Annotated in this window: 24 protein-coding genes; 15 read left to right on the top strand and 9 right to left on the bottom strand. The window is 72.9% G+C overall.

Annotated features, from left to right (window positions below; translation table 11 throughout):
* Positions 1-157: 157 nt before the first annotated feature.
* Together AB0C59_RS28110 and AB0C59_RS28105 are read left to right on the top strand one after the other, a co-directional pair.
* Positions 158-2,221, top strand: a complete 2,064-nt coding sequence (locus tag AB0C59_RS28110) for a SpoIIE family protein phosphatase (RefSeq protein ID WP_363009407.1) — start codon at positions 158-160, stop codon at positions 2,219-2,221.
* Between the two features lie 74 nt (positions 2,222-2,295).
* Positions 2,296-3,156 carry a DNA-formamidopyrimidine glycosylase family protein gene (locus AB0C59_RS28105; RefSeq protein ID WP_363009405.1) on the top strand — a complete coding sequence of 287 codons (861 nt, stop codon included), beginning with the start codon at positions 2,296-2,298 and terminating at the stop codon, positions 3,154-3,156.
* Positions 3,157-3,193: 37 nt separating this feature from the next.
* Here AB0C59_RS28105 and AB0C59_RS28100 read toward each other — a convergent pair whose 3' ends face one another.
* From AB0C59_RS28100 to AB0C59_RS28085, 4 genes are all read right to left on the bottom strand, one after another.
* Complete coding sequence (locus AB0C59_RS28100; RefSeq protein ID WP_363009403.1) at positions 3,194-3,850, bottom strand: zf-HC2 domain-containing protein; 657 nt, start codon at positions 3,848-3,850, stop codon at positions 3,194-3,196.
* A gap of 207 nt (positions 3,851-4,057) precedes the next feature.
* Positions 4,058-4,570, bottom strand: coding sequence for a hypothetical protein (locus AB0C59_RS28095; protein WP_363009401.1), 513 nt, complete (start codon positions 4,568-4,570; stop codon positions 4,058-4,060).
* 345 nt (positions 4,571-4,915) lie between these two features.
* Positions 4,916-5,377: a universal stress protein gene (locus AB0C59_RS28090; protein WP_363009399.1), complete on the bottom strand. Its 462-nt coding sequence runs from the start codon at positions 5,375-5,377 to the stop codon at positions 4,916-4,918.
* Positions 5,378-5,468: 91 nt separating this feature from the next.
* Positions 5,469-6,128, bottom strand: a complete 660-nt coding sequence (locus AB0C59_RS28085) for a class F sortase (RefSeq protein WP_363009397.1) — start codon at positions 6,126-6,128, stop codon at positions 5,469-5,471.
* 332 nt (positions 6,129-6,460) lie between these two features.
* Between AB0C59_RS28085 and AB0C59_RS28080 the strand changes: the two genes are divergently transcribed.
* Positions 6,461-6,724, top strand: coding sequence for a hypothetical protein (locus AB0C59_RS28080; protein ID WP_363009395.1), 264 nt, complete (start codon positions 6,461-6,463; stop codon positions 6,722-6,724).
* Between the two features lie 85 nt (positions 6,725-6,809).
* Here the strand turns inward: AB0C59_RS28080 and AB0C59_RS28075 are convergent, their stop codons facing one another.
* A complete protein-coding gene (locus AB0C59_RS28075) occupies positions 6,810-7,688 on the bottom strand; it encodes a hypothetical protein (RefSeq protein WP_363009393.1) in 879 nt (292 codons plus the stop codon).
* A 210-nt stretch (positions 7,689-7,898) separates the two neighbouring features.
* Positions 7,899-8,663: a DUF4239 domain-containing protein gene (locus AB0C59_RS28070; RefSeq protein ID WP_363009391.1), complete on the bottom strand. Its 765-nt coding sequence runs from the start codon at positions 8,661-8,663 to the stop codon at positions 7,899-7,901.
* Positions 8,664-9,553: 890 nt separating this feature from the next.
* Here AB0C59_RS28070 and AB0C59_RS28065 point away from each other — a divergent pair.
* From AB0C59_RS28065 to AB0C59_RS28050, 4 genes are all read left to right on the top strand, one after another.
* Complete coding sequence (locus AB0C59_RS28065; RefSeq protein WP_363009389.1) at positions 9,554-10,501, top strand: SCO0930 family lipoprotein; 948 nt, start codon at positions 9,554-9,556, stop codon at positions 10,499-10,501.
* A 273-nt stretch (positions 10,502-10,774) separates the two neighbouring features.
* Positions 10,775-11,587: an SAM-dependent methyltransferase gene (locus AB0C59_RS28060; protein ID WP_363009387.1), complete on the top strand. Its 813-nt coding sequence runs from the start codon at positions 10,775-10,777 to the stop codon at positions 11,585-11,587.
* Positions 11,584-13,731, top strand: coding sequence for an EAL domain-containing protein (locus tag AB0C59_RS28055; protein ID WP_363009385.1), 2,148 nt, complete (start codon positions 11,584-11,586; stop codon positions 13,729-13,731). The genes AB0C59_RS28060 and AB0C59_RS28055 overlap by 4 nt, the downstream gene beginning before the upstream one ends.
* A gap of 91 nt (positions 13,732-13,822) precedes the next feature.
* Positions 13,823-14,911 (top strand): branched-chain amino acid aminotransferase, encoded by a 1,089-nt coding sequence (locus AB0C59_RS28050; RefSeq protein WP_363009383.1) that lies wholly within the window; start codon positions 13,823-13,825, stop codon positions 14,909-14,911.
* 17 nt (positions 14,912-14,928) lie between these two features.
* Here the strand turns inward: AB0C59_RS28050 and AB0C59_RS28045 are convergent, their stop codons facing one another.
* Entirely contained in the window at positions 14,929-15,813 is an 885-nt protein-coding gene (locus tag AB0C59_RS28045) for a LysR substrate-binding domain-containing protein (protein ID WP_363009381.1), read from the bottom strand.
* A gap of 94 nt (positions 15,814-15,907) precedes the next feature.
* On the opposite strand from AB0C59_RS28045, the gene AB0C59_RS28040 reads away from it, so the two are divergent.
* From AB0C59_RS28040 to AB0C59_RS28015, 6 genes are all read left to right on the top strand, one after another.
* Positions 15,908-16,615, top strand: coding sequence for a succinate dehydrogenase (locus AB0C59_RS28040; protein ID WP_363009379.1), 708 nt, complete (start codon positions 15,908-15,910; stop codon positions 16,613-16,615).
* Position 16,616: 1 nt separating this feature from the next.
* Positions 16,617-18,566, top strand: coding sequence for a fumarate reductase/succinate dehydrogenase flavoprotein subunit (locus AB0C59_RS28035; protein WP_363009377.1), 1,950 nt, complete (start codon positions 16,617-16,619; stop codon positions 18,564-18,566).
* Entirely contained in the window at positions 18,563-19,312 is a 750-nt protein-coding gene (locus tag AB0C59_RS28030; protein ID WP_363009375.1) for a succinate dehydrogenase/fumarate reductase iron-sulfur subunit, read from the top strand. Before AB0C59_RS28035 ends, AB0C59_RS28030 begins: the two co-directional genes overlap by 4 nt.
* A 273-nt stretch (positions 19,313-19,585) precedes the next feature.
* Positions 19,586-20,356, top strand: a complete 771-nt coding sequence (locus AB0C59_RS28025; protein WP_363009373.1) for a GNAT family N-acyltransferase — start codon at positions 19,586-19,588, stop codon at positions 20,354-20,356.
* Positions 20,353-21,366 (top strand): lysophospholipid acyltransferase family protein, encoded by a 1,014-nt coding sequence (locus AB0C59_RS28020; protein ID WP_363009371.1) that lies wholly within the window; start codon positions 20,353-20,355, stop codon positions 21,364-21,366. Before AB0C59_RS28025 ends, AB0C59_RS28020 begins: the two co-directional genes overlap by 4 nt.
* A 147-nt stretch (positions 21,367-21,513) precedes the next feature.
* The gene (locus tag AB0C59_RS28015) at positions 21,514-21,987 is read left to right on the top strand and encodes a nuclear transport factor 2 family protein (RefSeq protein WP_363009369.1); all 474 of its coding nucleotides are present in this window, start codon (positions 21,514-21,516) and stop codon (positions 21,985-21,987) included.
* On the opposite strand, the gene AB0C59_RS28010 is transcribed toward AB0C59_RS28015, so the two are convergent.
* Both AB0C59_RS28010 and AB0C59_RS28005 read right to left on the bottom strand, forming a co-directional pair.
* Positions 21,905-23,062 (bottom strand): LLM class flavin-dependent oxidoreductase, encoded by a 1,158-nt coding sequence (locus AB0C59_RS28010; RefSeq protein ID WP_363009367.1) that lies wholly within the window; start codon positions 23,060-23,062, stop codon positions 21,905-21,907. The two genes, AB0C59_RS28015 and AB0C59_RS28010, sit on opposite strands and share 83 nt — an antisense overlap.
* A gap of 113 nt (positions 23,063-23,175) precedes the next feature.
* Positions 23,176-23,766, bottom strand: a complete 591-nt coding sequence (locus AB0C59_RS28005; RefSeq protein WP_363009365.1) for a hypothetical protein — start codon at positions 23,764-23,766, stop codon at positions 23,176-23,178.
* A 164-nt stretch (positions 23,767-23,930) separates the two neighbouring features.
* Here AB0C59_RS28005 and AB0C59_RS28000 point away from each other — a divergent pair, with 164 nt between their 5' ends.
* Positions 23,931-24,059 carry a hypothetical protein gene (locus AB0C59_RS28000; protein ID WP_363009363.1) on the top strand — a complete coding sequence of 43 codons (129 nt, stop codon included), beginning with the start codon at positions 23,931-23,933 and terminating at the stop codon, positions 24,057-24,059.
* Entirely contained in the window at positions 24,056-24,145 is a 90-nt protein-coding gene (kdpF, locus tag AB0C59_RS27995) for a K(+)-transporting ATPase subunit F (RefSeq protein ID WP_016434100.1), read from the top strand. The genes AB0C59_RS28000 and kdpF overlap by 4 nt, the downstream gene beginning before the upstream one ends.
* Position 24,146 lies beyond the last annotated feature (1 nt).

The following is a 24,146-nucleotide window of genomic DNA, read 5'->3' as shown; positions in this document are numbered from 1 at the left end:
GGCCGGCCACTCTCCCCTCTGCCGTGCCCCTCGGGTACCCCGCGTGCCCGAGTACCCCGCGCCGTGCCCCGGTGACCCTGGGTGCGGCCGCGCGGGCCGGCCCCGGCTCCCGGGCACAGAAGGTGACGAGCGGGACAAACCCTGGCATGGTGGCCCCATGGCTGATCGGGGAGCGAGTGCCCCTTCACTCCCGGAAGACTGGCCCGCCCGACCGGATCCGATCCTGGCGCTCAACCGCATGGGCAGCTTCGACTGGGACCTGGACACCGCGCAGTTCCACCTGGACGCGCAGGCCCACTCGATCCTCGACCTGGACCCCGAGGAGTTCGACGGCCGCCCCGAGAGCCTCGCCTCGCGCGTCCCGCCCGACGAGGCCCGGCGGATCGATCTGCTCGTCGCCCAGTCGATCAAGGACGGCAGCGAGAACTACGGCACCTACTTCCGCCTGCGCCGCCGGGACGGCTCCCTGGGCTGGGCCCACACCCAGGGCTACATCCGCCGCGACCGCTCGGGCCGTGCGCGCCGGATCATCGGCATCCTCCGCGACGCCACCCAGGAACTGAGCGACAGCCGCGCCCACGCCGAACGGGCGGACCAGGGCGAGGCGCTGCGCCGCCAGACGAACGTGGTCGAGAGCACCACCGCGGCACTGGCCGACGCCCGCACGGTCCGCGACGTCATCGACGTCCTCAAGAACAGCCACGGACTCGTCCACCTCGGGGCCGCCAGCCTCGTCGTGGGCCTGGTGGAGGCGGGCCGCATCCGGCTCGTCGCCGAGGGACCGGAAGGCAGCTTCGTGCCGGGCACACGGGTGGACGAGCCCTTCCCCATGAGCGAGGTGGTGCGGACCCTCAGCCCCCGGTTCATCGAGTCCCCCGAGGAGTTCGCCGAGCAGTACCCGACGCTGTGGCCGTACCTCACGGACCTGCGCGTCACCTCGGCCGCCTATCTGCCGCTGGTCGTGCAGGGCCGTCCGATCGGCGCCATGGGCCTGCTCTACGACGACCGCCACGGCTTCACCGCAGAGGAACGCAACGTCCTGGTCGCCCTCGGAGGCTGCATCGCACAGAGCCTTCAGCGCGCCATGTTCTACGAGCAGGACAAGGACCTCGCCCAAGGCCTCCAGCAGGCGATGCTGCCCCGCTCGATCCCCGACGTCACCGGCGCCGACATCGCCGTCCGCTACCGCTCCGCCTCCCTCGGCCGCGACATCGGCGGCGACTGGTACGACCTGATCCCGCTGCCCGGCGGGCGGGTCGGCGCCGTCATCGGCGACGTCCAGGGCCACGACACCCACGCCGCCGCCGTCATGGGCCAGCTCAGGATCGTGCTGCGCGCCTACGCCGCCGAGGGGCACACGCCCGCCACCGTGATGGCCCGCGCCTCCGTCTTCCTCAAGGAACTCGACACCGACCGCTTCGCGACCTGCCTGTACGCGGAGGTCGACCTGTCCACCGGCGTGGTGCAACTGGTCCGGGCCGGCCACCCCGACCCGCTGCTGCGGCTGGCCGGCGGCGGCTGCCGGCGCCTGCCGGTGGAGGGCGGGCTGCCCCTCGGGCTCTCCGCCGACTTCGACTGCCTCGAGTACCCGGTCACCACCGTCGAACTGGACGCGGGCCAGACCCTCCTGCTGTGCACCGACGGCATGATCGAACTCCCGGGCGCCGACCTGGACGACGGCATCGCCGACCTCCAGGCCCTGGTCGGCAACGGGCCGCTCGACGTACGCGACCTCGCCGACCAGCTCATCGACGCGGCCGAGGCGCGCGGCGGCGACGACGACGTGGCCGTCCTGCTCCTCCAGCGCCGCGGCCGCTCCGCGCGCTCGGGCAGCCGGCTGCGGCAGCGGGTCGGCCCCGCCGACCCCGAGGCGCTCACCGAGGCACGGCGCACCATCCGCTCCGCGGTGCGCGCCTGGGGCGTCGGCGAACGCTCGTACGAGATCGAACTGGTCGCCGACGAGCTGATCACCAACGTCCTCATGCACACCGAGGGCCCCGCGATCGTGACCCTGAGGGTGCTCGCCGGGCACGACCGAAGGCTGCGCATCGAGGTGGAGGACTCCTCCAGCGCCCTGCCGCGCCGCCGCGAGGCGGGCGAGTCCGGGGTCTCGGGCCGGGGCCTGCTGCTGGTCGACCGGCTCGCGGACGTGTGGGGCGTGGAGGCCCGGGGCGGCGGCAAGGTGGTGTGGTGCGAGTTCATGGTGCCTCGGCGGGGCTGAGGCGCCCTGACACGCCGGCCGGTCCGGTCCGGGAGGAGCGGCGCGCCCGCGGGCCCGGTGGCACCCTGGGAGGCATGCCGGAACTGCCCGAGGTCGAAGCGCTCAGGGACTTCCTGGCCGATCGCGCCGTCGGCCGTGAGGTGGTGCGGGTGCTGCCCGTCGCGATCAGCGTCCTGAAGACGTACGACCCGCCCGTCACCGCCCTCGAGGGCCGCCCGGTCACCGCCGTGCACCGGCACGGCAAGTTCCTGGACCTGGACGCCGACGGGCTGCACTTCGTCACCCACCTGGCCCGCGCGGGCTGGCTCCAGTGGAAGGACCGCCTGCCCGACGGCGCGCCCCGCCCGGGCAAGGGCCCGCTCGCCCTGCGGCTCGCCCTGGAGACGGGCGAGGGCTTCGACCTCACCGAGGCGGGCACCCAGAAGCGGCTCGCCGTGTACGTCGTCCCCGACCCGCGTCAGGTCCCCGGCATCGCGCGGCTCGGCCCCGACCCGCTGGCCGCCGACTTCGACGAGAGGCGGCTGAGCGCCCTGCTCTCGGGCGAACGCCGGCAGATCAAGGGCGCGCTGCGCGACCAGAGCCTGATCGCGGGCGTCGGCAACGCCTACAGCGACGAGATCCTGCACGCGGCACGGATGTCCCCGTTCAAGCCGACCTCGTCGCTGTCGCCCGAGGAGACCGGGCGGCTGTACGAGGCGCTGCGCACCACCCTCACGGAGGCGGTCGAGCGCTCGCGCGGGCTGGCCACCGGGCGCCTGAAGGCGGAGAAGAAGAGCGGGCTGCGGGTCCACGGCCGCACGGGGGAGCCCTGCCCGGTGTGCGGGGACACGATCCGCGAGGTGTCCTTCAGCGACTCCTCGCTCCAGTACTGCCCCACCTGCCAGACGGGTGGCAGGCCGCTCGCGGACCGCAGACTGTCCCGGCTGCTCAAATGACCGCGCCCTCGCGTCGGTGCGCCCTTCAGCGCGTCTTTCAGTGCGCCTTGAGGGTGACCAGGTGCCGGCCGTCCCGGGTCCGCACCTCGAAGCGGTCGATCTGCTGCGAGCGCAACGCGGCGCCCCCCTGCACGGTGGTCGGGCCGCCGTCGTCCGCGGGCACCATCCAGCTCGTCACCGTCTGCTCGGAGCCGTCCTTGCCCACCGCGACGAGCCGGCAGGAGTGCGGCCCCGTCCTGTCCTTCACCGTGACACCTATCTGGCTGCCCCAGTCACGGTCCTGCGCGGTGACCTCGGCCCAGACACCGGTCCCCGGGTCGGTCGCGCTCAGCGCCCTCGCCTCGGGCGCCGAACCCTCCATGGACACGCCCGCCACCGCCGACCCGCCGACCGCGAACACCACGGCGGCGGCGAGCGCGTACAGCCGTCGCCTGCGCCGGACCCGGTGCCCCGACACCACCTCGTCCAGCAGCCGCTCCAGCAGCCGGGGGCCCGGCGCGGCGAACGGATGGACGGTGCGGGGGGTCACCTTGCGGTACAGCATCAGCTGCCGCGCGGCGGGCTTGAACTCGCTCACCCGCGCGGTGCAACTCGGGCACTCCATGAGGTGGTCCTCGAAGCGGAAGGCTTCCGCCTCGTCCAGCACGCCGAGCGCGTAGGCGCCGACATCGCGATGCCGTTCCAGGGACCTCATACAAAATCCTCATGCCGGTGGGCGGGGTGGGGGCGGTGGTGCTGTTGCCCATCGGTACGGACCAGGAGGCCGAAACACTCAAGCCCGTTACCGAATCGCGGCCAAGACCTTCGGAGCGGACCGGTGCGCGGATTGGTCCGTCCTCGAAAAAGGTTCGCGGTCCGGCGGAAAAGCGGCGGCACGGCGGGGCACGGGCTCGGAGCGCGGTCAGAACAGGTGGATGGCGAGATGGCCGAGGGGCAGCCCCAGCCGCCAGGCCGGTGTCCAGACCTTCGGCCCGTCGTCCTCACCCGCCGAGGCGCCGCCGGGCACGGCATCCAGATCGGGCGCGAGCAGCTCGGTCTCCTCCAGCCAGCGCCAGGCCGCGGCGGCCAGGTCGAGGTCCGGCGCCGGCCCCGCGTGGTGCGCCGCCTCGGCGGTCAGCTCGGCCATCCGCTCGCCCACCCAGTCCTGCCACGGCTGGTCGTACGCCGTCAGCGAGAGCCAGGTCTCCAGCTGTGTGATGACCCGGATCCCGGACAGCTCGCCCTCGGCGTCGGACAGGAAGATCGTCAGCGCCAGAGCGTCGCGCCCGGCACGGAACTCGAACGACGTGGGCGGCATCAGGTCGCCGGTGCGCAGCAGTTCGTCCGCGATGTACTCCGCGTAGAGCCACGCCATGGGGACGGCCAGGTCGCCGCCGCCGGTGCCGCCCGTGCTCTCTTGGCCTGTGTGCAGCATTCCTTCCTGCCTTCCTCCGGGTGCCTGCGTGCCCCGAACGGGACCCATTCCGGAACACGGATGAAGCAAGCTGATTGCTCAACCATGGTCAGCGGCAAGGCGCTTTACGGAGGCTTGACCTGACCTTCGGTTTCACCGCAGGTCGGCCAGGTATTCCGGGGGAATCCGGCGCGGTTGCGCACCAGGTGTAGTACACGCGGGACTTCACCGTACCGGCCGGGATCACCGGCTCGTGGCGGCGGCCGCCCCCCGCGCCCCAGGGCGCACACCCGCATCGGCCCCTCCCGCCCCCGGGGAGTGAAACTCTTCACAGCCGTGCGCGTGCGGGCGTTCCGAAAGGGTCCCTCAGGGCACCACGGTGACCGGCCAGCGGCCGGCCTTGACCAGGCGCACCGCCACCGAGCCGACGATCCGGTGGCCGGCCTGCTCCGAGGCGCCCACCACCACCGCGTCCGCCTTCAGTTCGTCCGCCGCCTTGACCAGACCGCCGTAGGGGTCCCCGCGGAAGGTGTGGAACTCCCAGCGCACCTCGAAGATGCCCTTCACCCGCTCGGTGGCCTCACGGATGTAGCCGACCAGGTCCTCGGCGATCTCGTCGGTCGTCTCGGTCACCGGTACCCCCAGTGCCGCGCCCGCCGCCATCACCGGCTGCACGTAGACGACCGCCAGCAGCGCGTGCTGACGCCGGGCCAGGCCTCCGGCGTAGGCTGCCGCGCGCAGCGAGGAGTCGGAGCCGTCCACCCCGACGAGGATGACCTTGGGTCCGTCGGTGCCCCGCTCGAACCGGTGCGCGTGCTGTTCCGTCACGGCGGTGAGGCTATCGGAAGCGCCGGATCCGCACCGGCCCGGGCTCCCGCGGAGCCCGGGCCGGTGCGGCCGACCCTCGCCCGGCACCCGCTCAGTGCACGTCCACCAGCCGGGCGAACACCACCACGTTGCCCGCGTACCCGTGTTCCTCGGAGTAATGCCCCCCGCAGGTGATGACGCGCAGCTCCGGGGCGCCCTTGCTCTTGTAGACGCGGTCGCCGGGGAAGTTCTTCTTGCTGAACACCTGGTTTCCGTAGACCTGGAACACCGCGGTCCGCCCGTCCTGGCGCCGCACCTCCACGCGGTTGCCCTGGCGCAGTGAGCCGAGCCCGTAGAACACGGCGGGTCCGTCCTGGTTGTCGACGTGGCCCACGATCACGGCCGTCCCCTTCTCCCCGGGTGAGACCCCGCCGGTGAACCACCCGGCGAGATTCGGGTTCTCGGGCGGCGGGGCGCTCACCCAGCCGGACGCGTCGAGCCCGACCGGCACCACGGGGGCGTCGACCTGGATGGCGGGGATGCGGACCCTGCTGGCGATGGAGTACGTGAGGGCGGAGGCTCTCGCGCCGGGGCTCGCCGAGCCGAGGACGCCGGGGCCCGCCGCCGACGCCGGCTGCGGCGGGCCCGTGTGCAGGTGTCCGGCGCCGTTGCGCACGAGGGCGACACCCATCAGCAGGACGAGCGCCATCGCGCCCCACGGGGCCCGCTTCCTCGGCGCCTCCCCGTCCTCGTCCGCCCCGGACCCGGACATCCGTCACCACCCCTCTCGACCCGGCCGCCGCCACGTCCGTCGCACTGGACAGCACGCTAGGCGCCCCGGCACCGGCGGGCGACGGGGCGCGGGCGAACGGGTGGCGGGCGAAAGGGTGATGCGGCCCCGCCGCGGGGTCCTCGTCCCCGAGCCCGGGACATGCCGCTTTCCGACGGCCGGTGACCTGCGGGGTCCCACCGGACCCGCACGCGTACCGGGGAGGCGCCGCCCTCGACATGCGCTCCCGCGTACGGCGTTCGAGGGTTCGTCCGGGAGGCGCTTTCCCTCCAGCGACCGGGGACGGCTCCCGGGGCGCCTCCACGGAGGCTCTCATGCGTACCACTCGCGCCCTGGCGGTCTGCGCCGTCGCCACCGCCGCTCTCGGGCTCGCCGCGCCCGGGGCGATCGCCCGGGACACGGCGGGCACCGCGGTCGCCGCACCGCACCCGGCCGTCGGCGCCCGCCATGCCGTCGGCGACAGCGGCGGCTCCGGTGCCACCCCGGCGGACATGGCCATCGGCGGCGCTCTCATGGCCGTGGCCGTCGTCGGAGGCGGCATCCTGTGGTGGCTCAACCGGTCTGAGGACGAGAGCTGAGAGCCTGCCGCGGGTCCGGGACCCCATGACGTCGTGTGCCCCGCGACCGACCGGCCGCGGGGCACACGACGTCATGCGACGAGCCTCAGGAGTCGCGGTTCGAGCGGCGGCGCGCCATGTGCCAGGCCAGGCCCACCGTCCCCATGATGAGTGCCCCTCCCAGAGCGACCTCCTTGGGATGGAAGCTGCTGACGCTGCCACCGAGACCGGCGCTCACGCCGTGGCTCTCGTAGCCCTTGCCCCCGGACTGGTTTCCGCCGTAGCCCCCGCCGCCGTACCCTCCGCCACCCCCGCCTCCGTAGCCCCCGCCGCCTCCGCCCCCGTACCCGCCGCCCCCGCCACCGCCGTAGCCGCCCCCACCGATGCCGCCGATCCCCCCGACCCCGCCGATCCCTCCGATTCCCCCCACGCCCCCGATCCCGCCGACTCCGCCGATCCCGCCCACGCCCCCCACTCCGCCGATTCCCCCGACCCCACCGATGCCGCCGACCCCGCCGATCCCGCCGACGCCCCCGACCCCGCCGTACCCTCCGCCGCCGTAGCCCCCGCCCTGGTCCCCGCCGTAGCTCGCGACCTTGTTGCCGACGGCTCCGCCGGTGGTGGTGCGCTCGTCCTGAGCGGCCGCGATGGCGAGCTTCTTGTGGCCGTACTCGTGACCGCACTGGAACGTGACGTCGTACGAGGTGCCGGGCCGGGCCTCGCGGTCGACCGTGGCCGTGGCCGTGGACTGGCCCTTGGGTATGGTGACCTGGTTGAAGACGCCCGAGACCACCGTGGCGTCACCGTCGCAGCCGTGCACGGGCAGCGACAGCCGGCCCCCGGGACTGACCGACTCCGGGTCGAGCTTGTACGAGAAGGCCGCGTCCGAGGCGTTGTTGCTCGCCGCGGCGGTCGTGCACGCGGTGAGGCCGCCGAGGGCGCCGACGCCCAGCATCGCGGCCGAGAGAGCGCGTATCGCGCGCATGGAATCCTCCAGGTCTCCGAGGAGCCTTGCCGCGGACCTCTTCCGCCTGCGCCGGAAATGCACCTCGATGACCGAAACGCTAAGAAGGTGCCCGCACGGGCGCGATCCCAGCCGGGCGAATGGCTCAACCCTGTGCGCCGCACAGGGGAGGAAACGGGGCGGGCGGCCGCGCCTCCCGCCCCGGTCGGCGGACCACCTCACCGCACCACCTCACCCGCCCGCGCTCGGGAACAGTGCCAGGAACGGCTGGGCCGAGGCGGCGACCCCGCGGCTGTAGGGCGCGTCGAAGTCCCAGATGAGGAAGAGCAGGAAGGCGATGAGCGCGGAGAACAACCCGGCCAGCACGAGCTCGCGCGTCGTGCGCCGGATCTGCAGCGCGAACACCATCCCGATGGTGACCACCGCTCCCGAGATCAGTCCGAACCACACCACCGGGGGCATGGTCGAGCCCGTCGCGTCGGAGCGGGCGGCCCGCGCGGCGTCGGCGGCCGTCACCTGGTCCAGGAGCGGCTGGTACGACTGGGCCTGGAAGTCGGTCCTCGGCTGGTAGTCGGTGACGTCCTGGCGGACGCGCTGAAGCAACTCCGCGCCGCGCGCCGTCACTTTGCCCTGGTCGGTCATGGCCTTCCACTCGGTGGTCACGACATGGCCGACATATGCGTTGACGTCGGACCGGATGCGGTCGCGGACGTCGGGCGGATAGACGCGGACCCGTTCGGAGATCTCGTGCAGTGCCTGCGCCTCGGCCTGAACGTGGTCCTGGGCGGCGCTGCGGGCCTCCCAGACGCCCGCGATGGCCAGGCCCAGCACGATGGCGTACACCACACCGATCCACATCGTCATGTACTCGATCACGTCGGGCGTCTCGGACGGGTCGTCGTCCTCGGCGGCCGTGCGCTGGCGCAGCAGGGTCACCAGGATCACGACGGCGCACGGGGCCGCCATCGCGAGGGTGAGAACAAGCCATTCCGACAAGAAGTGCCTCCAGGGGTGGAACGGGGTCGCTCGGCCGGCTCAGCGCGGGCGCAGCGCGGCGATGGCGAACACGGCGGGCGCGGCGATGAGCAGGGTGAACACGAGCGGCGAGGGGCCGTCGTGGGTGGGGCGCGGGTGCGAGAGGGGCCGGTAGCGCGGGTAGTGGACCGGTGTGGGCGCGGGGCGCGGTGCGGGCCCGCGGGCCGGTCGCGGTGCGGGCCTCGGTGCGGGGGCGGGCGGGGGGATCCGTGCCGGGACGGGTCGGGGTGATGGGGCGACGGGGCGCGGGGGCGGGGGTGGTGGCTTCGGCGTGGGTCGGGGCGCCGGGGGTGGGGGAGGGGGTGCGGGCGGCGGGGTGGGAGTCGGCTCCGGCGGCGGTTCCGGGGTCGGGGTCGGCGTGGGTGACGGGGTCGGCGTGGGTGTGGGCGGGGAGCACGGGGAGGCGGGCCGGTGGGGGCCGAGCGGCCAGTGGTCGCCGCGGGGCCAGAGGTGACCGCCCGCCGCGGACACCGCGTCCGTGCCGTCCGAGCCCGTGGAGGCGTACGCGCACGCGTCGGCCGATGCCGTCCCGGTCGGGGCGGACACGAGGATCCACCCCAGCGCCACGACGGCCAACAGCCTGGTGGGAAGGGTCGATCGGGTCCGTTCGGGTCGTTGCACGACCGAGATCATCGGCGGCCGTGCGCCCGACTACGCCGGGGAGCAGGGGAATTGCCCCGAAGGAAGGAGATCGCCTCGGGCGGGTTTGACCACCTGTGCCGGATCCGCCCCAGGGTTCGGAAAGTTTTTCGCGTCCGCGTTGAACGCATCGGGCGTCCCCATGCGTACCTAGGGCCATGCGCGGCAGATAAGAGGAGCCGCAACACCCAAGCGGACAGCGGGAGTTGGAAATGAAGACATCCTGGCGCAGCGCCAGTCTCGTGGCGGGTGCCGCGGCCGTGCTGGCTCTCACGACGGCGTGCGGTCAGGAGAGCGGGACCCCGTCGGTGGGCAGTCAGAACGTGGGGGCCACCGCGGTCCCGGGCGGCTACGGCACCAGCCCGACGGACCCCAACGGCTACGGCGCCGACTCGACCACCGCGCCCAGTGCCGCCGCGTCCGCGGGCGGCCAGACCGCGGGTCGGCTGTCCGTCGCCGACGACGCGAAGATCGGCAAGATCGTCACGGACGGCGCCGGTTTCACCCTCTACCGCTTCGACCAGGACACGGCCTCCCCGCCGAAGTCCACCTGCGACGGCGACTGCGCGAAGGCCTGGCCGCCCGTTCCCGCCGAGGGCGCCACCGTCGCCTCCGGGATCGACAAGGCCATGATCGGCGAGGTCACCCGGTCGGACGGCACCAAGCAGCTGACCATCGCCGGCTGGCCGATGTACCGGTTCGCCAAGGACACCAAGGCCGGGGAGACCAACGGCCAGGGCGTGAAGGGCACGTGGTTCGCCACCGCGCCCGACGGCAAGAAGGCCGGGGGGACCCTGCCGGGCCTGTCGGTCCGCAAGGACCCCAAGCTGGGGGACATCGTCGTCGACAAGAACGGCATGACCGTCTACCGCTTCCTCAAGGACAAGGCGTGGCCCAAGTCGGTCTCGAACTGCACCGGTGCCTGCCTGGAGAAGTGGCCCGCCGTCGCCCCGGTCGCCACCGATGACACCAAGGGCGTCAAGAAGAAGGGCCTCATGGGCTTCACCCGTCCGGACGGCACCAAGCAGATGACCGTCAACTGCTGGCCGATCTACACCTTCTCCGGAGACAAGGCTCCCGGCGAGACCAACGGTCAGGGCGTGGGCGGCACGTGGTACGCCGTCACGCCCGAAGGAAAGCCGGTCGGCGCGCCCAAGTAGGGATTCCCTCCCCAGGGTTGACAGCGCGCACGACCCCAGGCCCACCCCCTCCGCGCCGCACGGAGGGGGTGGGCCTTCCGTTGTGGCGGGGTGGACGGGCCGGTGCGGACGCCGCCCCGGGGCCGGTGCGGAGGGCGTCGTGGCACGTGCCGCGGGCAGTGTCCGGGAACGGATGGTCAATTTCCGTTTTTACTCGCTCCTTCGGCGGACGATCAGTAGCCTCAGCTCGAACACCCCATCGGCCGCTACGTCGTCCACGCCTTGGAGAGTCACATGGAGCGCCCTGCCTGGGCCCCGCGGAGCATAGACATCTCCGTGCCGAGTGTGTCCCGTATGTACGACTTCTACCTGGGCGGGTCGCACAACTTCGAGGTGGACCGGCGGACGGCGCGCAAGGCGATGGAGTACATGCCGGGGCTCCCCAAGATCATGCAGGCGAACCGGGCGTTCATGCGCCGCGCGGTCCGCTTCGCCGCGGGGGAGGGTGTCACCCAGTTCCTCGACATCGGCTCCGGCATCCCGACCTTCGGCAACGTGCACGAGGTGGCCCAGCAGGCCCGGCCCGGCGCGCGCGTGGTGTACGTCGACAACGACCCGGTGGCGGTCGCCCACAGCCAGGCGGTGCTTCAGGGCAACCCCGACGCGGACATCGCCGCGGCGGACCTGCGCAGGCCGCAGCAGATCCTGACGAGCCCTCAGGTGGAGGGCCTGATCGACCTGAAGCGGCCGGTCGCCCTCCTGCTGGTTGCCATACTGCACTTCGTGGAGGACACGGACGACCCGTACAGTGCGGTGGCCGAGCTGAGCGCCGCGCTCGCGCCCGGCAGCCTGCTCGTTCTCACGCACGCCTCGTACGAGGGGATCCCGCTTCCCCAGGAGCGTGCCGAGGGCGCGGTCGACGTGTACAGGAACATACGCAATCCGCTGATCATGCGCTCGCGCGACGAGGTCGCCCGGTTCTTCGAGGGGTACGACATGGTGGAACCCGGACTGGTGCCGATGCCCGAGTGGCGGCCTGACACGGCACCCGAGGACGAGGATCCGTATTCCTTCGCGGGGTTCGGCGGCGTGGGGCGCGCGGCGTGACCGCCGAACCGGGCGGCCCGGAGGACAGACTCCGCAGGTTCGCGACGATCTGGAGCCGGGCCGTGTTTCCGGTGACCTCGACGTCGCTGACCCGGCCGGCGTTCGAGGAGTGCCTGCTGCCGCTGGCCCGGCGGCTCAGCGAGGCGCTGCGGGCCCGGGTGTTCGACCCGGCGGCGGCCAAGGCGATCGGCGCGGCCCTCATCGACGTGCACTGCACCGATCCGGAGGCGCTCAGCCGCACGCTCGACTGCGTCGACGCCTATCTGGTGCTCTACTGCGGCGATCCCGACGGGTCGGCGCGGGCCCATGAGGCGCTGCGCACCCGCTGCGCGCGGGTGCAGCACGCGATGGCCGCCGGGTTCGCCGGGGCCCTGAGGGAGCGGACGCTGGCCGAGCAGGAGGCCATCTCGCACGCCGCGCTCACCGCCCAGGGCGCGGTGGCCCAGGCGCTGCACATCAGCGAGGCGCGCTTTCGCGCGGTCTTCGAGGGGGCGGCGATAGGGATCGGCATCGCCGACCTCGACGGAAACGTCCTCCAGGTCAACGGCGCGCTGCTGCGCATGTTCGGCGGCTCCGAGCACATGGTCCGCGGCCGCAACGTCGCCGAGTGGAACCACCCGGACGACGCGCCCCAGGTCTGGCGGCTCTACGACGAACTCGTCCGCGGTGAACGCGACCACTACCACGTCGAGAAGGCGTTCTGCCGCACCGACGGAACGGTTCTGTGGACCAACCTCACGGTGTCCCTGCTCCGCGACGCGGACGGGCGACCGCAGTACCAGCTCGCGCTCATGGAGGACACCACCGAGCGGCGCCTGCTCCACCTGCGGCTGCGCTACGAGGCCACGCACGACGCCCTGACCGGCCTGCCCAACCGCACGCTGTTCTTCGAGCGCCTGGAGAAGGCGCTCGCGGCGGGCGAGAGCCAGCGGTTCGGGCTGTGCTACCTGGATCTCGACGGCTTCAAGACCGTCAACGACAGCCTCGGCCACGCCGCGGGCGACCGGCTGCTGGTCGAGGTCGCCGACCGGCTGCAGTCCTGCGCGACCGCGCCGGGCGAGATGGTCGCGCGGCTGGGCGGGGACGAGTTCGTCGCGCTGACCACCGGGCCCGACACCCGGCGCGGGGTCGACGAACTGGCCGGGCGCATCATGAACGCCCTGAGCACCCCGATCCGCGTGGACGGGCGCGAACTGACCGTGCGCGGCAGCATCGGTGTCGTGGAGGGCCCGGCGGGGGAGCGGGGCCCCGCGGAGGTGCTGCGCAGCGCCGACATCACCATGTACCGGGCCAAGTCCGCGGGCGGCAACCGCTTCGAGTTCGCCGACCCGGAGGCCGACGCCCGCGCCATCACCCGGCACGGCCTGACCACCGCGCTGCCCACGGCCCTGAACCGGGGCGAGTTCTTCATCGAGTACCAGCCGCTGGTGCACCTCGGCGACGGGACCGTCCGCGGCGCCGAGGCCTTGGTGCGCTGGCTGCACCCGCAGCACGGCGTCCTCGGCCCGGACCACTTCATCCCGCTCGCCGAACGCACCGGACTCATCGTGCCGCTGGGCCGCTGGGTCCTGGAGGAATCGGTACGCCAGGCCCGTGCCTGGCAGGAGCGGCACGACCGCACGGGCCCGCTGCGCGTCAACGTCAACCTCTCGCCCTGCCAGCTCACCCACCCCGGGCTGGTCTCCGACACCGTGGACATCCTGGAGCAGGCCGGCCTCGAACCCGACGCGCTCTGCCTGGAGGTCACCGAGTCGGCCCTCATCGGCGCGGACGACGACCTGCTCAAGCCCCTTCGGTGCCTGGCCGAGATGGGCGTGGACATCGCCCTGGACGACTTCGGCACCGGGTACTCGAACCTGGCGAACCTGCGCCGGCTGCCGGTGCGGATCCTGAAGCTGGACCGGTCCTTCACCCAGGGCATGCAGCAGTACCCGGCGGACCCGGTCGACCTGAAGATCGTCGAGGGGATCGTGTCCCTCGCCCACAGCCTGGACCTGGCGGTCACGGTCGAGGGCGTGGAGACCGGCGCCCAGGCCGAGCAACTGCGCATCCTCGGCTGCGACACCGCCCAGGGCTGGTACTACGCGCGCCCCGGCCCGCCGGAGCGCCTGCACGAACTGGCGCTGGCGGACGCGACCGGCTGACGGTGCGATGAACGGCCGTTAACATGACGGGCAGGCGCCGGTCGCAGGCGTCCGCCCCGCAGGACGTCCCGCCGACGCCGAGGAGTTGACCATGAGCCGCGCCTTCCCCCTGTCCCGCGCGCAGTCTCCCGTGCCGGACGCGGAGCGGGCGGCGATGCTGTCGGACCCGGGCTTCGGGCGGTACTTCACCGACCACATGGCCGCCGCGGAGTGGACGGCGGCGGACGGATGGCAGGGGCACCGGATCGCGCCCCTGGAGCCGTTCTCCCTGCACCCCAGCGCGGCCGTGCTGCACTACGCGCAGGAGATCTTCGAGGGGATGAAGGCCTACCGCCACGCCGACGGCAGCGTGTGGCTGTTCCGCCCCGAACAGAACGCGCGGCGGTTCGCCCGCTCGGCCAGGCGGCTCGCGCTTCCCGAGCTGCCGGAGGAGGACTTCCTCACCAGCGTCGAGGAGCTGGTGCGGGCCGACCGGGCGTGGGTTCCGGCGCACGGCGGCGAGGAGAGCCTGTATCTGCGGCCGTTCATGTTCGCCGCCGAGGCGTTCCTCGGTGTCCGGCCGGCGCAGCGGGTGATCTACTCGGTGATCGCGAGCCCCGCCGGGCCCTTCTTCGCCACCGGGATCAGCGGTGTCACGCTGTGGGTCAGCAGCACCTACACCCGCGCGGCGAAGGGCGGCACCGGCGCGGCCAAGTGCGGCGGGAACTACGCGGCGAGCCTCGCCGCGCAGTCGGAGGCGCGTGAGCACGGCTGCGACCAGGTCCTGTACCTGGACGACACGGGCGGCGAGGGCCGCATCGAGGAGTCCGGCACCATGAACCTGTGCCTGATCACCGCGGACGGCGAGCTGGTGACCCCCGGCCTCGGCACGATCCTCGAGGGCGTGACCAGGGACACCGTCCTCGCGCTCGCCGACGGGTTCGCGCTGACCCCCGTGGAGCGGTCCGTCACCCTCGCGGAACTGCGTACCGGCGTCGAGGACGGCTCGATCACCGAGGCGTTCGCCGCGGGCACGGCGGCCGTCATCACGCCCGTGGTGGGCTTCAAGGGGGACGGATACGCGTTCGAGCTCGGCGGCGGGACCCCCGGGAAGCAGACCCTCGCCCTGCGCAACCACGTACTGGACATCCAGTACGGCCGCGCGCGGGACGACCACGGCTGGCTCAGGCGCGTGCTCTGAGCCACCCGGCGGGGCCGTCAGCGCTCCAGCAGCATCCGCTGGAGCTCGCGGGCCGCGCGCGGCGGTGCCACATCGCTGCGGTGGGCTAGCGCGATCGTGCGGAACAGACCGGGCCGGGCCAGCGGGGTGACCCGTAGGCCCCGCCCCGCCCGGGTGGCCACCATGCGCGGCACGACGGCGATGCCCAGACCCGCCCGGACGAATCCGAGGACGGCGTCCATCTCGCCGCCCTCCACCGCGAGGTCCGGCTCGAACCCCTCGGCACGGCACGCGGCCACGGTCAGTTCCCGCAGGTCGTAGCCGTGGCGGAACATCACCAGACGCTCGCCCTCCAGATCAGAGATCCGCACCGTGCGCCGGCCGCCGCCGGGCCGGTCGGTGTCCGGGGACGACACCACCACCAGGTCCTCACGCAACAGCTCCAGCGTGGTCAGTGCGGGGGAGGGGGTCGGCAGCGGCAGCACGACCAGGGCGAGGTCCAGGGCGCCGCGCGCCAGCTGCCGCACCAGGTCGTGGGAGCCGCCCTCCTCGATCAGCAGCCGGACGCCCGGGTAGCGGTCGTGGAAGGCGCGCAGCACGTCCGGCAGCAGACCCGTGCACACGCTGGGCGTCGCGCCCAGCCGCACCCGGCCGCGCCGCAGCTGCGCCAGCTCCTGCACCTCGTGCCGCGCGGTGTCCGCGTCGGCGAGGATGCGGCGGGCCAGCGGCAGCAGGGCCTCACCGGCGTCGGTGAGCGTGATGTTGCCGCGTGCCCGCAGGAACAGGTCCGCGCCCAACTCCCGCTCCAGGGCCTTGATCTGCTGCGACAGCGACGGTTGCGCGACATGGACGAGATCGGCGGCCCGGGTGAAGTGCCGGGTCTCGGCGACCGCCACGAAGTACTGGAGCTGCTGGAACTGCACCCTCCCAGCATACGCCGGCATAGGCGATGGCTATGGAAACGAGCCGGACCATGTCTTGGACCGATCGGCACTCCCGGGCCTAGCGTTCTGAGACATGGCACCGGCAACGCGGACGGACCGGCGGCCGTCCCTCGTACGCACCGTGTGGGACAGCTCCGTCGGCAAGAAGACAGTGATGGCGGTCAGCGGCCTGATCATGCTGCTGTACCTGGTCGTCCACATGATCGGCAACCTGAAGATCTTCTTCGGGGCGGCCGAGTACAACCACTACGCCCACTGGCTGCGCACGGTCGGCGAGCCGTTCATGCACTACGAGTGGACGCTCTGGCTGATCCGGATCGTGCTGGTCGCCGCCGTGGTCGCCCACGCGGTCTGCGCGTACCAGCTCAGCCGTCGCGACATCAGGGCGCGCCCCGTCGCGTACGTGCACCGCAGGCCCCGGGCGAGCTACGCCACGCGCACCATGCGCTGGGGCGGGATCATCCTCGGACTGTTCGTCGTCTGGCACCTGCTGGACCTGACGACCGGCACCGTGCACTCCGGCGGCTTCCAGGAGGGCCACCCGTACCAGAACGTCGTGGACACCTTCTCCACCTGGTACGGCGACGTGATCTACATCGTCGCGATGCTCGCCCTCGGCCTGCACGTCCGGCACGGCTTCTGGAGCGCCGCCCAGACCCTCGGAGCGGGCAGCCGCAGCCGCGACCGCGCCCTGAAGACCATCGCCAACGTCCTCGCGACGCTGCTCACGGCCGGGTTCATCGCCGTGCCGGTGGGCGTCATGACCAAAGTGGTGAGCTGAGATGACGACATACGCCGACTACCGGACCGGCGAGCCCCTCGCCGACACCGCCGCCCCCGCCGGGCCCGTCGAACAGCGCTGGGACAGGCGCCGTTTCGAGGCCAGGCTGGTCAACCCCGCCAACCGCCGCAAGCACACGGTGATCGTCGTGGGCACCGGCCTCGCCGGCGGCTCCGCGGGCGCCACCCTCGCCGAACAGGGCTACCGAGTCGTCCAGTTCTGCTACCAGGACTCCCCGCGCCGAGCCCACTCGATCGCCGCGCAGGGCGGCGTCAACGCGGCCAAGAACTACCGCAACGACGGCGACTCCATCCACCGCCTCTTCTACGACACGGTCAAGGGCGGCGACTTCCGGGCGCGCGAGTCCAACGTGCACCGCCTCGCCCAGATCTCCGTCGAGATCATCGACCAGTGCGTGGCGCAGGGCGTGCCGTTCGCCCGCGAGTACGGCGGACTGCTCGACACCCGCTCCTTCGGCGGCGTCCAGGTCTCCCGCACCTTCTACGCCCGCGGCCAGACCGGCCAGCAACTCCTGCTCGGCGCCTACCAGGCGCTGTCGCGCCAGATCGCGGCGGGCACCGTCGAGATGCATCCCCGCACCGAGATGCTCGACCTGATCGTGGTCGACGGCCGGGCCCGCGGCATCGTCGCCAGGGACCTGGTCACCGGGAGGATCGACACCCACTACGCGGACGCCGTCGTCCTCGCGAGCGGCGGCTACGGCAACGTCTTCCACCTGTCGACCAACGCCATGAACTCCAACGCCACCGCCGTGTGGCGGGCCCACCGGCGCGGCGCCCACTTCGCCAACCCCTGCTTCACCCAGATCCATCCCACCTGCATCCCGCGCACCGGCGAGCACCAGTCCAAGCTCACCCTCATGAGCGAGTCGCTGCGCAACGACGGCAGGATCTGGGTGCCCAGGGCGAAGGGCGACGACCGCCCGCCGAATGAGATCCCCGAGGACGAGCGCGACTACTACCTGGAGCGCGTCTACCCCTCCTTCGGCAACCTCGTGCCGCGCGACATCGCCTCCCGCGCCGCCAAGAACGTCTGCGACGAGGGCCGCGGCGTCGGCCCCGGCGGACAGGGCGTGTACCTCGACTTCGCCGACGCGATCGCCCGCATGGGCCGGAGGGGGGTCGAGGAGAAGTACGGCAACCTCTTCGACATGTACGAGCGGATCACCGCGGAGAACCCGTACGAGGTGCCGATGCGGATCTACCCCGCCGTGCACTACACGATGGGCGGACTGTGGGTCGACTACGACCTCCAGACCACGATCCCCGGCCTGTTCGCGATCGGAGAGGCCAACTTCTCCGACCACGGCGCGAACCGCCTGGGCGCCTCCGCCCTGATGCAGGGCCTCGCCGACGGCTACTTCGTGCTGCCGTCGACCATCAACGACTACCTCGCCCGCAACCCGCACCAGGACCCGATCACCGACGAACACCCCGCCGTCAGGGAGGCGTTGGCCGAGACGGACGAGCGGCTCAGGCGCCTGCTGGCCGCCGACGGGGACCGCACCCCCGACTCCTTCCACCGCGAGATCGGCGAACTCATGTGGGAGTTCTGCGGCATGGCCCGCACCGGGACGGGCCTGCGCACGGCGCTGGCCCGCATCCCCCTGATCCGCGAGGAGTTCTGGCGGCGCGTCAAGGTCCCCGGCACCGGCGAGGAGTTCAACCAGTCGCTGGAGAAGGCCAACCGCGTCGTCGACTACCTCGAACTCGCCGAACTGATGTGCCTGGACGCCCTGCACCGCGCCGAGTCCTGCGGCGGCCACTTCCGTGAGGAGTCCCAGACCCCGGACGGCGAGGCCGCCCGCCGCGACGAGGAGTTCTCCTACGCGGCGGCCTGGGAGTTCACCGGCACCGGCCAGGCGCCCGTCCTGCACAAGGAAGACCTTCTCTTCGAGTACGTCCACCCCACCCAGCGGAGCTACGCATGAGGCTCACCCTGCGCGTCTGGCGCCAGAGGAACACCGACGCCGAAGGCGCCATGTCCACCTACGAGGTGGACGGCGTCTCGGCCGACATGTCCTTCCTGGAGATGCTCGACACCCTCAACGAGGACCTCATCCTCAGGGGCGAGGACCCCGTCGCCTTCGACCACGACTGCCGCGAGGGCATCTGCGGCGCCTGCTCGCTCGTCATCAACGGCGACGCGCACGGACCCGAGCGCACCACCACCTGCCAGCTGCACATGCGCTCCTTCAGCGACGGCGACACCATCGACGTCGAACCCTGGCGCGCCTCGGCCTTCCCGGTGGTGAAGGACCTCGTCGTGGACCGCTCGGCCCTCGACCGGATCATCCAGGCCGGCGGCTACATCACCGCCCCGACCGGCTCGGCGCCCGAGGCGCACGCCACGCCCGTGCCCAAGCCGGACGCGGACCTCGCCTTCGAGCACGCCGAGTGCATCGGCTGCGGCGCCTGCGTGGCGGCCTGCCCCAACGGCGCGGCGATGCTGTTCACCTCGGCGAAGGTCAACCACCTGAACGTACTGCCCCAGGGCGCGCCCGAACGCGAGTCCCGCGTCCTGGACATGGTGGCCCGGATGGACGAGGAGGGATTCGGCGGCTGCACCCTGACCGGCGAGTGCGCCACCGCCTGCCCCAAGGGCATCCCGCTGGTGTCGATCACCGGCATGAACAAGGAGTGGCTGCGCGCCACCCGCAGGTCCGCCGGGCGCTGACCGCCTGAGCGAGGGACGTTCGCCGCGCCGGCGGACGGGCGGGGCCGGAGTGGTGCTCAACCCCGGCCCCGCCTCGCACACCCGGCGCCGATATGGTGCCCACACGATATCCACGGACGCCGCCGCGTCCGCGCCGTTCAACATCCCCACATCCCGTCTCCTGGCACAGGTCACGCGGAAGCCAACCGGCATCGGAAGAACAGGAGCGACGGGCCGCACGCATCCGGCCCGCCCTCCCCTTCCCGCCGGACCGGCCCGTGACCAGGAGAGAACATGAGCGGCGTTTCCACTCTCGATCGCCCCGCGCAGCCCGCGGCACCCACCCGTTACACCGTCTCCCTCGCCCGCGACGAGGACGACGTGCGGGCAGCGCAGCGGCTGCGCCACGACGTCTTCGCCGGGGAGATGGGCGCCCTCCTGTCCACCCCGCAGCCCGGCCTCGACATCGACGCCTTCGACGCGTACTGCGACCACCTGCTCGTCCGCGACACCCTGACCGACCAGGTCGTGGGCACCTACCGGTTGCTCCCGCCCGACCGCGCCGTCATCGCCGGCCGGCTCTACTCCGAGAGCGAGTTCGACCTCGACCCGCTCGCCCCGATCCGCTCCGGGCTGGTGGAGGTCGGCCGCTCCTGCGTCCACCCCGACCACCGGGACGGCGCGGTCATCGGACTGATCTGGGCCGGCATCGCCCGCTACATGGTCGACGGCGGCCACGAATGGCTCGCCGGCTGCTGCTCCCTGCCGCTGGCCGACGGCGGCGCCATGGCCGCGGGCACCTGGGACCGGCTACGGACCAAGCACCTGGCGCCCGAGCAGTACCGCGTACGGCCGCTGCTGCCCTGGCGCCCCGAGGTGCCGGCGCCCACCGGTCATCAGGAGCTGCCCCCGCTGCTGCGCGGCTATCTGCGACTCGGCGCATGGGTGTGCGGCGAGCCCGCGCACGACCCGGACTTCGGCGTCGCCGACCTGTACGTCCTGCTGTCGATGCGCCGGGTCAACGCGCGCTATCTGCGGCACTTCCTCTCGCTCGTCCCGGCATGACGGCGATGCCCAGGACGGACCACCGCACGGGGAGCAGGACCACGCTCCGCACCGCCGTGCTCCCGCGGCGCGGCGCGCCGGTGCGCGCGGCCCGGGGCACGGCCACCGTGGCGATCCCCGCTCCCGTCGCGGTGCCCGGCCCGCGCGGCCCGGACACCGCCCCCGCGGCGGACGACCGGGCCGGCGCCTGGCTGCCGAGCGCCCCGTGCACACCGCGGTCCTGCGTGGAGGCCACGGGGTCGGCGCGCGCGATCCCGCGCGCCCTGCTGCGGCTGGTGAGCGTGCTGGTGCTGCTCGTCGGCGGCATCGCCCTCCTCCCCGCCGTCCGCCGGCTGGCCACGGCCCGGCGCGAGCGGCTCATCAGGACGTGGTGCCGGACGGTGGTGAGCGCCGCAGGCGTCCGGGTGCGGATCACCGGTGAGGCACCGCGCGACGGCGGTCTGCTGATGGTCGCCAACCACGTCTCCTGGCTGGACGTCCCGCTGCTCGCCGCCGTCCGCCCCGGCCGGATGCTCGCGAAGACCGAGATCCGGCGGTGGCCGGTGGCGGGCGCGCTGACGGCGGCCAGCGGCGCGCTCTTCATCGACCGGGACCGGCTGCGGGCGCTGCCCGCGACGGTGGCGCGGATCGCGGACGGGCTGCGCGGGGGATCGGCCGTCGTGGTCTTCCCCGAGGGCAGCACCTGGTGCGGACGGGCCCAGGGGCACTTCCGGCGGGCGGCCTTCCAGGCGGCACTGGACGCGGGTGTCCCCGTCCTGCCGGTACGGCTGCTCTACCGGCAGGACGGCCCGGACGGGACGCGTGCCAGCACCGTGCCCGCGTTCGTGGGGAGCGACTCGCTGCTGACCTCCGTGTGGCGCGTGGTGTCGTCCCACCGGCTGGTCGCGGAGGTCCGGCTCACCCCGCTACTGGGCCCGGACCCGGCGACGGACCGACGCGCCCTGGCCCACGACGCCCAGCGGGCCCTGCGACTGCCGCCGGGCGAGCACACGGGAGGCCGCACGCCCTGACCTCCCCGGGGGCACACGGGCGGACGCGGCCGTGCCGTCGACGCGCGCAGGGCCGAGGATGTCATCGAGCGGCCGGCCCCGGCCCGCTCGTCCGACCGGACTCCTCCCGGTGGACGCGATGCACCCGATGAACCCGATGGAGACGACATGGCAGACGCGGCCCGCCCCCCGGTCCCGCCCTTCACCCGCGAGACGGCCGCGCGGAAGGTGCGGCAGGCGGAGGACGGCTGGAACACCCGCGACCCGCACAAGGTCGCCCTCGTCTACTCGGCCGACTCCCGCTGGCGCAACCGCGCGGAGTTCATCGACGGCCGCGAGGAGATCGTCGCCTTCCTGACCCGCAAGTGGCGGCGGGAGCTGGACTACCGCCTCATCAAGGAGCTGTGGGCCTTCGACGGCAACCGCATCGCCGTGCGCTTCGCCTACGAGAGCCACGACGACTCCGGCAACTGGTTCCGCTCCTACGGCAACGAGAACTGGGAGTTCGACGAGCAGGGCCTGATGACCCACCGCCACGCGTGCATCAACGACCTCCCCATCAAGGAGTCGGAGCGCCTGTACCACTGGCCCCTGGGCCGGCGTCCCGACGACCATCCGGGCCTGAGCGACCTGGGTCTGTGACCCCGCCGTCCTTGGCACCGCCGTCCTTGGCACCGCTGTCCGTGGCACCGCCGTCCGTGACCGGGCCGGGCCGTGCCGCCAGCCCCGCGAGGCGGGCCAGCCGCCGGTAGGAGTCCAGGAGCGCCGTGCGGTCGTACGTGCTGGTCGTCACGAGGACCTCACGCGCCCCTGTCCGGCTGAGCACGTCCGCCAGCTCGTGGGCCACCTCCTCCTCGGTACCGGTGATGTGACCGCTGAGCCCCGCCTCGTACACGTCGCGCTCCCTGGCGGTCATCGTGAGCGACCGGACCCGCTCGGCGGGCGGCAGCGGCGGGAAGGTGCCGCGGGTCCGCGCGTGCGCCATCGACCACGCCTCGGGCAGCAGGACGTCCCGGGCCTCCCGGGCGGTGGCGGCGACGGCGACCGTGCCGGAGACGATGACGTACGGTTCGCTCGCCCACCGCGAGGCCCTGAACTCCGCCCGGTAGCGCTCGATCCCGCGCAGCATCCTGTCCCGGTCGCGCAGATCCCCGATGACCAGGGGGAGCCCGGCCCGGGCGGCGATGCCGGCGCCCTCGCCCAGGGCCAGCACGAACGGCGGCACGGCCAGCCCCTCCGCGGGGCGCGCCCGCACCCCGGTGGGGGAGGTGCCGCCGAACCACGCCAGCAGCTCCTCCAGCTGCGCCGCGAAGTCGTCCGCGTCGTCCTTGTCCCGGCCCAGCGCCCGGCGCACCCCGTCCGTGAAGCCGACGGACCGGCCCAGCCCCATGTCGATCCGCCCCGGGAAGAGCGACTCCAGCACGCCGAACTGCTCGGCCACGACCAGCGGGCGGTGGTTGGGCAGCATGACACCGCCCGTCCCCACGCGGATCGTGCGTGTCGCCCCCGCCACGGCCGCCGCGAGCACGGTCGGCGCGGATCCCGCCACCCCGGGCACACCATGGTGCTCGGACACCCAGAACCGGTGGTATCCGAGCCGTTCGACCTCCCGCGCCAGGAGCACGGTGTCTCGCAGCGCCTGGCCCGGGTCCTGCCCCTCCCGGGTGCGCGAGCGGTCGAGGACGGAGAAGCGGGTGCGCGCGATCACTGAACTCACACAGGCGTCAACACCTGTGTGACGCGGTGATTCCCCGGCCCTCCCGGCCCGGCGGCCCGGCGGCCCGGCGGCCGGCGACGGGCCGCCGGGTCCGGGGCCCCGCACCCGGCCGGTCAGTCCAGGCCGGACCCCCGGAACACGGCCCGAGCCGTCTCCCGGTCGATCCGGTCCTGGATGTGCCGCAGCGCCGTCGCCCCGCACAGCAGGACGCCGTCGGCCTCCGAGCGCCGGGCGCCCTCGTCGAGGAGGTACCAGAGGTCGGGGTTGTCCACCAGGACCTGCGGGTCGAGTTCGACGCGGGTGCCCGAGACGTCGCGCAGGACGAGGCGTCGGCAGACGCCGTCCAGGCAGCGGACCGACACCAGGCGGTCCGTGCGCACGCGCCGTGTGCCGAACAGCCCGCGCGAGGCCAGCAGGCCCTCGCCCGCCGACACCCGCCGGGGAACCAGGACCAGGACCAGCAGGAGCGAGAGAGCGAGCCACAGCGCCGCGCGCCACCAGGACGCGCCGCCGGAGACCCGGTCGATCACCAGCAGCATGACGAGGAGCAGCGCCGCACAGCGCAGCGCGCTCCTCAGCTCCGCGCGCCAGCGCCGGTCGTACGCCGTCCGGCCGGAGCGCCGCGTGCGCGCGCCGGCGCCCAGCGCGTCGTCGCGCGTGTCGTCGATGCGTCCCATGGCGCCGACGATAGGGACCGCGACCACGGGCGCCACCCTCCTTGACGCGACTCTGACGAGTCACCGCCGGTTCTTGACGCCCCACGTTCGCGCAGGTCACCGAGGGGGCGTAAGGGACGCGTCAAGGCGGTGCGGGTGGCCGTAAGGGACCCGTCAACGGGGGGTCGAATCCGGCCAGGGGACTGCTTCCCTTGACCCGTTCACGTCCTGCCCGAACCTCATTCCAGGAGTTCACGATGGCCGATCTGGCCTTCGTCGTCACCACGATCGCGTGCTTCGCGCTGGTGATCCTCGTCGCCAAGGGGGTGACGAAGCTGTGACCGCCGAGAACATCGTCGGCCTCGTCGTGGCCGTCGCCCTCCTGGGCTACCTCGTCCTCGCCCTGATCTTCCCGGAGAGGTTCTGAG

Source organism: Streptomyces sp. NPDC048664, assembly GCF_040650555.1.
Taxonomy (GTDB): Bacteria; Actinomycetota; Actinomycetes; order Streptomycetales; family Streptomycetaceae; genus Streptomyces.
This window is presented reverse-complemented; position numbering and strand designations above follow the sequence as displayed.